Annotated in this window: 13 protein-coding genes; 4 read left to right on the top strand and 9 right to left on the bottom strand. The window is 65.2% G+C overall.

Going from position 1 to position 12,598, the window contains the following annotated elements; all coding sequences use genetic code 11:
* Window positions 1-44 precede the first annotated feature (44 nt).
* Both BLT60_RS24290 and BLT60_RS06245 read right to left on the bottom strand, forming a co-directional pair.
* Window positions 45-3,038: a hypothetical protein gene (locus BLT60_RS24290; protein ID WP_090875533.1), complete on the bottom strand. Its 2,994-nt coding sequence runs from the start codon at window positions 3,036-3,038 to the stop codon at window positions 45-47.
* A 133-nt stretch (window positions 3,039-3,171) separates the two neighbouring features.
* The gene (locus BLT60_RS06245; RefSeq protein ID WP_090875532.1) at window positions 3,172-4,137 is read right to left on the bottom strand and encodes a cation diffusion facilitator family transporter; all 966 of its coding nucleotides are present in this window, start codon (window positions 4,135-4,137) and stop codon (window positions 3,172-3,174) included.
* An 84-nt stretch (window positions 4,138-4,221) separates the two neighbouring features.
* Between BLT60_RS06245 and BLT60_RS06240 the strand changes: the two genes are divergently transcribed.
* Window positions 4,222-4,599, top strand: coding sequence for a hypothetical protein (locus tag BLT60_RS06240; protein ID WP_090875531.1), 378 nt, complete (start codon window positions 4,222-4,224; stop codon window positions 4,597-4,599).
* Between the two features lie 17 nt (window positions 4,600-4,616).
* Here BLT60_RS06240 and BLT60_RS06235 read toward each other — a convergent pair whose 3' ends face one another.
* Window positions 4,617-5,252, bottom strand: a complete 636-nt coding sequence (locus tag BLT60_RS06235; RefSeq protein WP_090875530.1) for a MarC family protein — start codon at window positions 5,250-5,252, stop codon at window positions 4,617-4,619.
* 72 nt (window positions 5,253-5,324) lie between these two features.
* Window positions 5,325-6,488, bottom strand: coding sequence for a putative manganese transporter (locus BLT60_RS06230; RefSeq protein WP_090875529.1), 1,164 nt, complete (start codon window positions 6,486-6,488; stop codon window positions 5,325-5,327).
* 432 nt (window positions 6,489-6,920) lie between these two features.
* On the opposite strand from BLT60_RS06230, the gene BLT60_RS23965 reads away from it, so the two are divergent.
* Entirely contained in the window at window positions 6,921-7,148 is a 228-nt protein-coding gene (locus BLT60_RS23965; protein ID WP_210185550.1) for an LLM class flavin-dependent oxidoreductase, read from the top strand.
* Here the strand turns inward: BLT60_RS23965 and BLT60_RS06225 are convergent.
* Window positions 7,108-8,553 (bottom strand): TrkH family potassium uptake protein, encoded by a 1,446-nt coding sequence (locus BLT60_RS06225; RefSeq protein WP_090875528.1) that lies wholly within the window; start codon window positions 8,551-8,553, stop codon window positions 7,108-7,110. The genes BLT60_RS23965 and BLT60_RS06225 overlap by 41 nt on opposite strands.
* A gap of 430 nt (window positions 8,554-8,983) precedes the next feature.
* Here BLT60_RS06225 and BLT60_RS06220 point away from each other — a divergent pair, with 430 nt between their 5' ends.
* Window positions 8,984-9,214, top strand: a complete 231-nt coding sequence (locus BLT60_RS06220; RefSeq protein WP_090875527.1) for a hypothetical protein — start codon at window positions 8,984-8,986, stop codon at window positions 9,212-9,214.
* 36 nt (window positions 9,215-9,250) lie between these two features.
* On the opposite strand, the gene minE is transcribed toward BLT60_RS06220, so the two are convergent.
* From minE to BLT60_RS06200, 4 genes are all read right to left on the bottom strand, one after another.
* The gene (gene minE / locus BLT60_RS06215) at window positions 9,251-9,520 is read right to left on the bottom strand and encodes a cell division topological specificity factor MinE (protein WP_090875526.1); all 270 of its coding nucleotides are present in this window, start codon (window positions 9,518-9,520) and stop codon (window positions 9,251-9,253) included.
* Window positions 9,517-10,329 (bottom strand): septum site-determining protein MinD, encoded by an 813-nt coding sequence (gene minD / locus BLT60_RS06210; RefSeq protein WP_090875525.1) that lies wholly within the window; start codon window positions 10,327-10,329, stop codon window positions 9,517-9,519. The genes minE and minD overlap by 4 nt, the downstream gene beginning before the upstream one ends.
* 19 nt (window positions 10,330-10,348) lie before the next feature.
* On the bottom strand, window positions 10,349-11,062 hold the full coding sequence (gene minC / locus BLT60_RS06205; RefSeq protein WP_090875524.1) for a septum site-determining protein MinC: 714 nt from the start codon (window positions 11,060-11,062) through the stop codon (window positions 10,349-10,351).
* A gap of 500 nt (window positions 11,063-11,562) precedes the next feature.
* Complete coding sequence (locus BLT60_RS06200) at window positions 11,563-11,931, bottom strand: hypothetical protein (RefSeq protein ID WP_090875523.1); 369 nt, start codon at window positions 11,929-11,931, stop codon at window positions 11,563-11,565.
* Between the two features lie 142 nt (window positions 11,932-12,073).
* Here BLT60_RS06200 and BLT60_RS06195 point away from each other — a divergent pair, with 142 nt between their 5' ends.
* Window positions 12,074-12,586, top strand: coding sequence for a DUF421 domain-containing protein (locus BLT60_RS06195; RefSeq protein ID WP_090875522.1), 513 nt, complete (start codon window positions 12,074-12,076; stop codon window positions 12,584-12,586).
* The last annotated feature ends 12 nt before the right edge of the window (window positions 12,587-12,598 follow it).

The following is a 12,598-nucleotide window of genomic DNA, read 5'->3' as shown; positions in this document are numbered from 1 at the left end:
CGCACCGGCCCGACCGCCGGGGCGGCCGGGCCGGTGGCGCGGGCTTAGACCAGGTCCTCGTTTCCGAGGGCTGCAAGTTGGGCGTAGACGCCGCCCGGGGCGGTCAGGACGGCGCTCCACTCCGGCGCGGTGAGGTTGGCGAGGCCGAGGTCCTCGGCCTCGGTGTCCTTGATGACATAGACATGCCCGCCATTGTCGACGACCTTGAGAAAGAGGTCGCCACCGGATTCGGTAATGGCGATGTGGCTTGCCGACAGGTTGCCGAAGTCGAGCACGTCCTCGCTGGCCGCGAAGCCGGAGATCGTTTCGATCGCCGCCCAGTTCCAGGTGAGGTGGTGGACATCGACCTGGCCGTCGGGCGTGCCGCCGCCGCTCCCGTCGCCGGGGTCGACAGGGTCTGGATCGACAGGATCTGGATCGACGGGATCGGGGGCCGGATCGACGGGGGCGTCGCTGCCCGGTGCGCCGACGCCGACCCGGGTCTGATGGCCGTCGGTGATCTGGCCGGCCGGGCCTTCGGGGGTCAGAAGGTCGGCGCGGGAGACTAGGGTGACGTCGTCCTGGGAGAAGCCGAAGGGCACCTCGAGATTGTCCTCGATCACCTGGTCGTGGTGGAACTCGACATTGCCGGGCTGGAGATCGGCGAGGCTGAGGTCGGTGAAGACGAAACTCTGGCCCGAGGGCAGGGTGCTGATCACCAGCCCTGCGTCGGAGTCCTCGACGGAGAGGCGCTCGCGGGTGCCGTAGTAGAGGAAGCTGATCTTCATGGTCGCCGGGTCGAAGTTGTCGATCACCGTGTGGACGCCGTATTCGTGCGAGCGGATATAGACAGTGTCGTCGTCGCGTGGCCCGGCGCCGAGCTCCCAGGAAAAGACGCCGCCGATGTCCTGGCGGAGGTGCTCGTTGCCGACCAGGCCGAGGGTGGCGATCGTCAGGTCGGCGAAGGGAACCCCTTGCAGGATCTGCATGTCGGGTCCCCAGGGATTGTCCATGCCGAATTCGCCGTCCGGTGTCTTCAACGCGATCAGGTTGTGGACGGAGGTATCGCCGACGTCGATGCGGTCCTTCGCGGCGTCGAAGGCGACGATGTCGTCGGCGTAGAAGTCGATGCGATAGATGAGGCCGCCGGCGTCTGTGGTGCCGGTGATCGCCGCCGGGTTCGAGCCGTCGCTGTCATAGACGATCGGGAAACCGCTGCCGCTCACCTCGGGCTCGTCGATCGTCGCGCCGATGGCGTCGGCGACCTCGTGCAGGGCCGAGGTCTCGGCGATCGAGAAGTTGGCAAGGGTGAGCTCCGACAGGCGGATCCCGGTCAGCGTCGTGGTGCTGAGTTGACTGCCGTCGTAGCCGGTGACGACGATGACGGTGTCGCCGGTCGCGTCGCTGATCTCGAGGCCGGTATCGGTGATGCCCTGCTCGATATGGATCATGTCGCGGGTCGGATCGAAGTCGTCGATCGTCATGGACGGCGACATCAGGGTGACCATGTGCATGACCGCGGCGTCGGAGCCGTGGTCGTGATCGCCATGCCCGGTATCGGCGCCGATGGCGCCGAGGATTTCGGCCGCCGCGGTGTCGTGGAGGATGGTGAAGTTTGCCGGCGAAAGATCTGCCAGGCCGATACCCTGAAGGGTCACCGACTGGTTGTTGCCGGGCATGGTGAAGACGACATTCCCGCCGGTTTCCGCGATGTCGATCTCGCCCGCGTTGAACCAGTCGACGAAGATGGTGTCGATGGCGGGGGTGAAGCCGGAAACGACGTTGTGCGTTCCCCACTGCCAGGTCAGGACAACATCGGCGGTTGCCGCCGTGACGTTGGCGGTGCCGTGGCCGGCGACGGTCGCGTCGCCGCCACCGGTCTCGCCCTGGTTGGTGTCGCTAGTGCCCCCGGTGTCGCCGTTGTCGGTGCCGCCGTTGTCAGTCCCGCCAGTACCACCGTCACCGGTGTCGCCGCCGCCGTCATCGGATGCGCCGATCGCGCCAAGGAGCTCCGCCGCGGCGGTGTCGTCGCGGATGGTGAAATTTGCCGGCGACAGAGCGGCGAGCGTCACGCCGGCGATGAGGAGCGTCTGGTTGTTCGAGGCGATCCAGAAGCGGACGCCACCGTCGACCTCGGTCATCTCGATCTGGTCGGCGTTGAACCAGTCGATGAAGATCGTGTCGGTGGCGGGATCGAAGGCGTCGACCACCGTGTCCTGGCCCCAGTTCCAGGTGATGGCCACGTCGGCGGTCTCGGCCGTCACGTCGGCCGTTCCGTTTCCTGCCGGCGCACCGCCGTCGCCGGAACCGGCGCCCGGGTCGGCTTCACCCGGGGTGCCCAAACCCTCGTCGCCGGTCAGCCCATCCTCGAAGAAGGCGATCGCCTCGGCGATGCTGGGTGCGTCATAGCCGCCGAACTGCTCGATATATTGCAGGATCGAGGTGCCGTATTCGTCGGCGCTGACCGTATCGTTGAGGAGAAGGCTGACGGTGGCCGGCGCGCCGCGCAGATGCGCCGCCGCGAGAATGCCGGTGAGCGTCAGCGGCACCGAGATGTCGATGCCGTTCTGGCTGTAGGTGCGGGTGGTGCCGAGATAGTCGTCGAGCGACTTGCCGGCGGCGGCGAGTCCATCCTCGATGATCTTCAGGTTGTGACCGAAGGCGTCGCGGATCGCGAGATCCTGGACCGCCTTGGTCATGAAGGCGTCAAGCGAGTCGGCGCCGTTCTTGCCGGTCCATGCGCCGTCCCAGGTGTTGGTGGCGGCGCCGTTGCCGTAATAGAAATCGTCGTCGTAATAGCCGAGGTCGATGAGCAGCGCCTCGCCGAACTGATAGCCGACGAAACCGTAGGAATTCATCGAACGGTAGGCCATGGCCTCCCATTCGGCGTCGGTCAGTTGCGACCAGCTGGTATAGCCTGAAAAGAACGAGCCGACGGCGCCGCCAGCCCATTGGTCGAGCTGCCAGTCCTGGATGATACCGGTTTCGTAGCGGTCCCGGTCCCACCCGGATTCGAAGGCAAGGAGTGCGTCGAGGAAATCCTCAAAACTGCCATTCATGGCGTCAATATTCCTGTGGTTTGGCTAGCCCCCCAACCCACGGAATTTTCAAATTGACGCCCTGTCGGGACGTTAGCCGCATTCGAGCACCGGGTGCAACACCGAAAGGGCTGAATTCGGCCCTTTCCGGCATTCAGTCCGGGGTCGGGTCCGCCAGCCGCTGCTGTTCGGCGAGGACCGACTGCTCATGGCCGCTTCGCGACTGGACCTCGATGAAAACGCGGCCGACGCTCGGGAACTGGTCGCGGATCGCGGTCTCCAGCGACTGGATCGCTTCCTCGACCTTGCCGGCGGTGAGGTTGTCCTCGAAGTCGAGCGACAGGGCGAGGAGGATATCCTCCGGGCCACGGTGCAGGGTCCGCAACTCGTTCATGCCCGACACGGTGGGCGTCGCCATGACGATCTTGCGGATCGTCTCGACGACGTCCGGCGCAGCGGCTTCGCCGATCAAGAGGCCCTTGGTCTCGATCGCCAGGAAGATGGCGGCGGCGGCGAGGATGACGCCAATGCCGATCGAGGCGGCGCCGTCGGCCCAGGGCAGGTCGAAGGTGGACGACAGGTAGATGCCGACGAAAGCGACGATGAGACCGAGCATCGCGGCGGTATCCTCGAACAGCACCGTGAAGATCGTCGGATCCTTGGACTGACGGACCGCGGCGAACAGGCTGCGGTCGCCGCGCGTCTTCTCGAAACTGCGATAGGCGATGGTCCAGGCGACGCCCTCGAAGACGATGGCGAGAGCGAGAACGATGTAGTTGATGTACGGGCTTTCGATCGGGTGGGGATCGAAAATCTTGTGAATGCCCTCGTAGAAGGAGACGCCGGAGCCGACGGCGAAGATCAGGATGGCGACGACGAAGGCCCAGAAATAGAGTTCTGCGCCGTAGCCGAATGGATGTCGCGCATCGGCCGGCTTGGCGGCCCGGCGCAATCCGTAGAGCAGGAGGCCCTGGTTGCCGGTATCGACCAGCGAGTGGATGCCCTCCGACATCATGGCCGAGGAGCCGGTGATGCTGGCGGCGACGAACTTGGTCACCGCGATCAGGGCGTTACCGACAAGGGCGGCGTAAATGACAACTTTCGACCCGTGGGCGGCCATGCGATTCCTCTCTCGGGTGGTCTCTCGGGCGATTTGACCTACATTCCCTGTCGATTGCCAAGGATGCAACAATGGAGCGGGTTAATGCGCGGCGCCGTCCTAGGGTTTCTTCTTTTGCTGACACCCGCCGCCTCCGCGTTTGCCGGCGAAGCCGACGTCATCGACGTGGTGGCCACGCCGGAGACCGGCGGCACCTGGCGCTTCGACGTCACCGTACGCCATGACGATGCCGGATGGGACCACTATGCCGACGCCTGGGAGGTGCGCGCCCTCGACGGGACCGTGCTCGGCACCCGGACTCTGCTCCATCCCCATGACACCGAGCAGCCGTTTACCCGCAGCCTGAGCGGCGTCGCGATTCCCGAGGGGACGACCGAGGTCGAGGTCGCTGCCCATGACAAGGTTCACGCCTTCGGTGGCGCGACCATGCGGGTCAGCCTCGATGCAGCGGCCGGGAACTGATCCCCGGCAGGCCGCGGCTATGCCGCCGCCTTGGCGATTTCTTCAGCGAATTTGGTGACGCCGTCGCCGATGAACTGGATGGCAAGCGCGGCGAGAATGACGCCGAGGAGCTTGCTGACCACGACGCGGCCGGTATCGCCGAGAAGCCGGTCGATGCGGCCCGACATCATCAGGACGGCGTAGATCAAGGCCATCAGCGCCAGGATGACGGCGACCAGTTCGACGATTCCGAGCCAGCCATGGGCGCGGGCGGACAGCAGGATCGTGGCCGAGATCGCGCCGGGGCCGGCCATCATCGGGATCGCCAGCGGGAAGACCGCGATCTGGGTCAGCGCGCCGTCGGCATTGGCGCCGGGTTTCTGCGGCTCACTCGAACTTGATCCGAAGACCATGCCGAAGGCGGTGAAGAAGAGTAGCATCCCGCCGGCGACTTCGAACGCCTGGATCGTGATGCCGAAGAAGGCGATGATTTCGTCGCCCAGCAGCGCAAAGGCGACGAGGATGACACCGGCGATCAGCACCGAGCGGAGGGCGACCTGGTTGCGCTCAGCTGCGTTGAGGCCGGCGGTGACGACGATGAACAGCGGGACGATGCTGATCGGATCCGCCGTCACGAACAGGGTGACGAAGGAATGGACGATTGTCTCGATCATGGCTTTCCCGCTCGTCTCGCGACGATCACGGTCGCCGACGGCAGACCGATAGCGGGATTTGGCTAATATTTTCTATTCGAACAGGAAGAACCAGCCGTAGCCGACAATCACCGCGGGGATGGCGGAGTAGAGCGTGGCCAGAACGGCGGCGCGCGGCGCCAGGGCAATTGCCGGGAAGAGGGCGTCGCCGTCATTGGCGATGCCGTTGGCAAGCTGCGCCGACAGGGGGATGGCGCCGGCGAGATAGAGCGTCGTGACGACGATCTGCGGGCCACAGCCGGGGATGAAGCCGATCAGGATCGCGGCGAGCGGCAGCACCGGCGCCCAGGCGTGGAACAGCGTGCCGATATCGACGCCGAGCGCGTAGACGAAGATCTCATAGGTGAGGAACGCCATCACCACCCAGGCGGTGACGAAATTGGTGTCGGCGGTGATCCGCGTGCCCATATCCTCGTGCTGGCCGGCAAGCGCATTGACGTGGTTGGCGGAGATCGCCCAGAGCAGGATCGACAGGGCCGCGCCGGCGAAGCCGAACCACAGCGTAAATCCGGGAATGCCGATGATGACATCAGGGTCGGCCTGGAACGCGATCATCGCGCCGAGGATGGTGCCGGGAAACAGCAGGGACAGCCACAGTACCTTGCCGCCGGGCGGAAGCAGGCCCCGGCCGGTGCGGCAGGCGGCGCCCAGTGGATCGGCGTCCATCTTCATGCGCATGAAGTCGCGGCCATGCAGGCGATCGACGATCATGCCGGTGATCGTGCCGGCGACGAGGCTGATACTGAGGACGATGACGGCGCTTTCCGGGTCGCGGGCAATCAGCAGGAATGCAGCGTCGCCCATGGTCGAGACCAGGACCGAAATCAGCGCGCCGAAGCTGGCATAGCCGCGCGTGTATTGGGTGACCACGACAATGGCGCCGCCGCAGCCGGGCAGGGCGCCGAACAGGGCGGCAACAGCCGGCTGCCACCTGGCGTTTCTCGCCATCACCTCACCGAGGTTGATGTTCAGTCCGCGCTCCACGGCGTAAAAAAGCGCCAGCGTCACGGCGACAAACACGGTGACCTGAAGGTAGGCGTCGGCCATCGCCTGCATGACGAGGGCGCGAATTTCGGGTGAGGAGCCGAACAGGGCGACGAGCAGCAGGGCGATCAGCAGCTTGCGGCCGTTGGGCGCAAAGCGTTCGGCCCAGAGAGCCTGAATTGAGCGTGCGGAACGAAGAGCCAGTGCCGTCATCTGTTGCGATCCCAGTTGGTAATGATACTGAGAATTATTCGCAACAAATGCAAGAGCTAAAATGAGAATAGTTCGCAATCGCGGCCGTCGTCAGCCGAGATCGCGCGAAGACAAGGGCGTTCAGCAGAAAATGGCGCAGCAGCCAGACCACCGGCAGGCAGGCGCTTCGCCGGTTGGCAGAGATGCAGGCTCTGGTGGATCAGCGATTGCGGGTGGCGTGGTCAGCGTAAAGCAGGGTTACGGACTGGACGCCAAAAGCGGCGATGACGCCAACGATGACGAGGATGGTTTCGGTCGGCATGGGAGTCGCTCCGTCGGTCTCGATCGGAGAATCCTGCGCGGACGGCATCTTGCCGACGTTGATCGAGATCAACATTGACGCAAGGCCCGTTCGCGGCTGGCGTCTTGCCTTCGCGAAGAGGGAAGGGCACCGTGGAAATCGGGCGCTACAGATTCGGCGAGGATCGCCGGCTCGACATCGCCATCGCGTCGCCCGCAATCATGATGGCGGCGGTCGATGCCGTGACCAAGCGCATCCAGGTGACCGGCGCGGTGACGATCCTCTCGACGCTCGATCCGGTGCGGCTTTCGAGGACTTTGCAGAAACTTGCCCCCCGGGTCAGCGGTAGAAGGCGGGGAACATCAGCAAGAGCACGCTGAGGATTTCCAGCCGACCCATCACCATCGCGACCGACAGGATGACCTTGGCGCTCTCCGGCAGCGAAGCGAAGGTGCCGGCCGGACCGATGATTGACCCGACGCCCGGGCCGACATTGCCGACGGCTGTTGCGGCGGCCGAAAGGGCGGTGGACGGGTCGAGGCCGAGGATGGCCAGCATCACCGAGATGACGGCGATCGTCGCCAGGTAGAGCGCGACAAAGACGGTGATCGAGCCGACCTGCTCGTCGGAGACCAGCCGGCCGCCGTAGCGCAGTGGCAGGACGGCGTGGGGGTGGATCGTGTGACTGATGTGCCGGCCGACGATGCGCGACGCCATCTGGAAGCGGAAGATCTTCAAGCCGCCGGCGGTCGAGCCGGTGCAGCCGCCGACGAAGGTCAGGATGAAGAACCAGACGGCGGCGAAGGTGCCCCAGCCGAGATAGTCGAGCGAGGCATAGCCGGTGGTGGTGACGATCGAGACGATGTTGAAGGTCGATTCCGTCAGCGCCTCGCCGACACCGAGGGCCTGGCTGGTCACCAGCCAGGTGGAGAAGAGGACGGTGGCGGCGACGATTGTGAGGAGAAAAGCCTCGACCTGCGGATCGATGCGGTCGCGCAACGCGCCGCGCTGGATGAAGCGGAAATAGGCGAGGAAGGGCAGCGACGCCAGGATCATGAACAGCACGCTGGCCCATTGCAGGGGCGCGCTGTCGAAATAGCCGAAGGACGAATCATGGGTCGAGAAGCCGCCGGTCGGCAGGGTGGTCAGGGCATGGTTGAGCGCGTCGAAGGCGTCCATGCCGAGAACGCGGTAGGCGAGGAAGCAGAGTACGGTGAGCCCGACATAGATCTCGGCGACGACGAGGGCGATCGACCGGGCGCGGGGGAGGCGCTTGTCCGAGCGGTCGGAGAATTCGAGCCGGAACAGTTGCATGCCGCCGATCTTGAGGAAGGGCAGGATGAGGATGGCGAAGCCGATGATGCCCATGCCGCCGATCCACTGGCTGAGCGAGCGCCAGAGGAGCAGCGAATGGGGCAGGTCGTCGAGGCCGGTCAGTACCGTCGCGCCAGTCGTGGTGAGCCCGGAGACGGCCTCGAAATAGGCGTCGGCGAGGGACAGGTCGAGCGGGTCCGCCAGATAGGGCAGGGCGATGAAGGCCGGGACGGCGAACCAGGCCAGGACCGTCAGCAGGGTCGCGTCACGGAAGCGGAGTTCAAAGGTGCGTCCGATGGTCGACAGGACGCATGTGCCGCCGACGCCGGCGGTGATCGCCGCAACCTCGGCGAAAAGCGGCGAAAGTCCGTCGCGAGCGACCAGCGAATAGAGCGCCACTCCAGCGGCCGCGATCGACAGCGCCAGCAAAATCCAGCCGAGAGTGAGAATCGCCGGCCAGCCTTTGAGCATGCCGATCCTGTCAGAGCCGCGGGCGTCGTCGCCGCGGCGCGGGTGTTAACACAATGATCCACCATCAGCCAGCGGGCGGTGGCCGCGCTGGCTTTTGCATTCACCGGGCGTTGTCAGCGCCAGGAATCAGGGATCAGTCGAGCGCCGCATAAATCATCCCCCCGATACAGAATAAGAGAACCACGGCCCAGCCAATGAGCCGGTAGATACGATCGAACCTGGTTTCCCCGGGGCCCGTTGGGGCGTTATCGGGGTCGGTCCGGACCGGTTGGTCCAGCATTGCCTTTTGATCTCCGCGAGGCGAAGGACGCGCACGTGGGATCGCCGATGCATGCTTTCAAGAGACGATTAAGGGTGGCTCGTGAAGAATTTCCAGTTGGCAGCCGAAGCGGCTACAATGAGCCAACCAGAATCCCTGACAGGAGCCGTAATGCACAGACATGCTGTCGCCATTGTCCTTCTCGCCGCCGCGGTCATGGTCACCGCCGCCCCGGTGCTGGCGGCCAACAATGGCTATACGTCGAGAACCCGGCACCAGGCATGGCGCGGGATCAACCAGAACCCCTGGGATTTCGTCAATTGCTTCATCTGGAGCCCGAAACACCGCAACTACTTCTGGCTTTGCGGCAAACCGTATCCCCCGGGCTTCGCACACCGCTAGCAGCGGGTCACGACGAAACGGGCTCCGGGCCGACGCCTATGCGGCGGCGGCCGTTGGCGGCTTCATTGTCGACAATTCGATATCGACGCTGAGCGTCGATGTCGTGCCAGCCTGGTCGGCGCGAACGTTGACCTTGCCCGGATCGACGGGGACATGCTTGCGGATGACGGCGAGGATTTCCTCGCGCAGCACCGCGATCAGGTCCGGCCGGCCCGTCATCGCCCGTTCGTGAGCCAGCAGGACCTTGAGTCGGTCCCTGGCAACCGGCGCTGAACGCCGTAGCTTGAAGAAACGCAAAATCATCAGGCTGCCCTCCGGAACAGGCCCCCAAACAAGCTCTTCTTGACGCTGGGCACCGCCATCTCGATGCTTTCGCCCTTGATGCGCTTGGCCGCGTCGGCGTAGGCCCGGGCCGAGTCGCTCGACGGATCGGCAAGCACCACCGGCAGGCCGAGGTTCGATGCCTTGAGCACCGACGGGCTTTCCGGGACGATGCCGATCAGCGGCAGGGAAAGGATTTCGAGAACGTCATCGATTGCCAGCATGTCGCCGCGCGCCGCGCGGGCGGGATCGTAGCGGGTAATAAGGACGTGCTTCTCCATCGACTCGCCGTTTTCGGCCTTGATCGTGCGGGCGTCGAGAAGGCCGATGATGCGATCGGAATCGCGCACCGACGAGACCTCGGGGTTCGTGACGACGATCGCCATGTCGGCGTGGCGCATTGCGAGCAGCGCGCCGCGCTCGATGCCGGCGGGGCTGTCGCAGATCACCCAGTCGAAGGTCTTGCGCAAGGCGTTGACGACGGCCTCGACGCCTTCCTCGGTGAGCGCGTCCTTGTCACGGGTCTGGGAGGCGGCGAGGAGATGCAGCGTGTCGATCCGCTTGTCCCGGATCAGCGCCTGGGACAGCTTTGCCTGGCCCTGGATGACGTTGACGAAGTCATAGACGACCCGGCGTTCGGCGCCGAGCACCAGATCGAGATTGCGCAGTCCGACATCGAAATCGACCAGCGCCACGGAATCGCCCGTCTGCGCGAGTGCCGCGCCGAGGGCCGCCGACGACGTCGTCTTGCCTACGCCGCCCTTGCCGGAAGTGACTGTGATTACCGTCCCCATCTCTGCCCCTGCTCCTTGGTTAATCGAGAATATCCGCCACAATTGCGTCGTTCCGCAGCCGGATCTGCACCGGCTTGCCGATCAGTTCCGGCGGGCTTTGCTCCGCCGTCATGTAGCTGCCGTCAATCGACACCAGTTCAGCCTGGTACTTGCGGCAGAAGATCAATGCGCCCGGATTGCCTGTGGCGCCGGCCAGGACGCGGCCGCGCAGCGTTCCGTAGACATGGACCGAGCCGCCGGCGATGATTTCGGCGCCGGAGGAAACCGAGCCGAGAACGATGACGTCGCCTTCGGGATGAAAGATCGACTGGCCCGAACGAACCGGACGGTCGATCGTCGTTGATCCCTTCGGCGTGGCGGCCGGCGCGGCAGGACGGGCCTGAGCGCGCGGCGCGGCATTCGGGAAGTCGACGACCTTGCCGGTCTCCTTGCCGCTGCCGAGCGGGGCGAGCGATGGATCGACCCATGACGGATCGACGCCTTCGACGGCAATGACCCGGATGTTGCGCAGCTTCAGCGCGTCGATGATGGCGTTGGTTTCCTCGCGGTCGGGCTCGAGGCGGGCGAGGTTGAGCACCACCGGCCGGTTGGCGAAGAAGGAGAGGGACTGGCTGGCGACGGCGTCGAGATCGGCGAGCCACCCGGCGACCGGCGGCATTGGCTCCAGCACGAAGGCGAGGAAGGAGCGACCGGCGAGACGTATGCCCGAACTGGCGGCGAAGGCGAGAGACACGGTGCGTTAACCAGAGTTAATGAACGTTTACATGTTGTCGCTGCAACGTGGTTAACGGATAGTTAATATAGGGTGGCGACGAGGGATGGTTTGCGGCGTGGCGGTTTGTGAGGGGGGCATTTGTAGCGGTTTGCTTGGGGTAGAGGAGGCGTGACCTGGCCTGGGGCGGCTCTCTGATGGACCGATGCGAGGCCGTCGGGGGCGTGGTGGTGGAGCGCGGAGTGGGCTCTTGCGGGGTAGTTGCGGTCGAGAATCGTTGCAGGCCGGCAGTGTGTACTGGATCCCGCGCGTTGCGGAGATGACGTCGAGGGGGAAAGGGGCGTGGTGCGCTCTGGAGAGGGCTGGGCTTAGGGGAGCGCTCTTATTGCAGCGAGCCGGGTTTGACATTTCCCCAGACCGTTCGTCCCCGCGAAAGCGGGGATCCAGACTTTTCCTTGTCCGGCTTGGCCAGGGCTGGGTCCCCGCTTTCGCGGGGATGAGCGGTGGGGGCTGTCCTACTGTCAGCGCAGCGCCCTGGGGGGCGCGGCGACTTCGTCCGGCTCCCTGTCCTTGACCTCGACGAGGTGGAAGACGAGGCGTTCGCCGTCGATGACGATGGTGATCTGCTCCTCGCCGGACGAGACGATCTCGGCGGGGTTGGTCTCGGTGCCTTCCATGACCCGCATGCCGGAAGCGATCGAAAAGGCGGCTTCGTCGGTGGCGGCGTGGCGGCGGTCGCCCCAGGTGATGGTGAAGGGCTGACCGTTGAGCATGATCGCCATGTCGATGTCGACCGCGCCGAGCAGGTGATCGCGAAGCTGGCGCACGGCCTGGCGGAAGGCGGCTTCGTCGCCGCGCCGGTCGGGCAGGATGAGGTCGGTCGTCGTCATCGGCTATCGGTCGCGGTTCGCGGCGCCGACGTCAAGGCGTTCGGGCGTCGGCGTGGCGGGTGGCGGGAACCTTCCGCAACCGGCGCGGTTGTCACCAAGATGCGCCCGGCCGGGTGTTCCGCATCATGGAGGCCCCAGGGCGATGATCTTCGACAGCTGGTACGACCTGTTTCGCGTCTTGGTCGTCGGGACTGCCGCCTATGCCGGGCTGGTCCTGCTGCTGCGGACGACCGGCAAGCGCACCCTTTCCAAGATGAACGCCTTCGACCTGGTGGTCACCGTTGCGCTCGGTTCGGTGCTGGCGACAGCGCTCCTGTCGAGCGAGGTCTCCCTGGCGGAGGGGTTGTTTGCGATGGTGTTGCTCTGTGGCCTGCAATTCGCGGTCGCCTTCACCTCGGTGCGGGTGAGGTGGTTCCAGGACCTCGTCAAGTCGGAGCCGACGCTGCTCTACTTCCAGGGACGCTTCCTGCCGACGATGCGGCGGGAGCGGGTGAGCGAAGAGGAGATCTTGTCCGCGGTGCGCAGCGAAGGGATCGCCCGGCTCGACGATGTCGCAGCAGTGGTGCTTGAGACCGACGGATCGTTCAGCGTGGTGGCCGGCGGCACGAGTTCGACGGTCGAGTCGCTGCGCTTCGTCCAGGGCGTGCCGGGTTGACGCCGCCGACCG

It is taken from the genome of Bauldia litoralis (assembly GCF_900104485.1).
Lineage (GTDB): Bacteria > Pseudomonadota > Alphaproteobacteria > Rhizobiales > Kaistiaceae > Bauldia > Bauldia litoralis.
The sequence above is the reverse complement of the archived record's forward strand: the minus strand, read 5'-3'. Positions and strand labels throughout refer to the sequence as shown.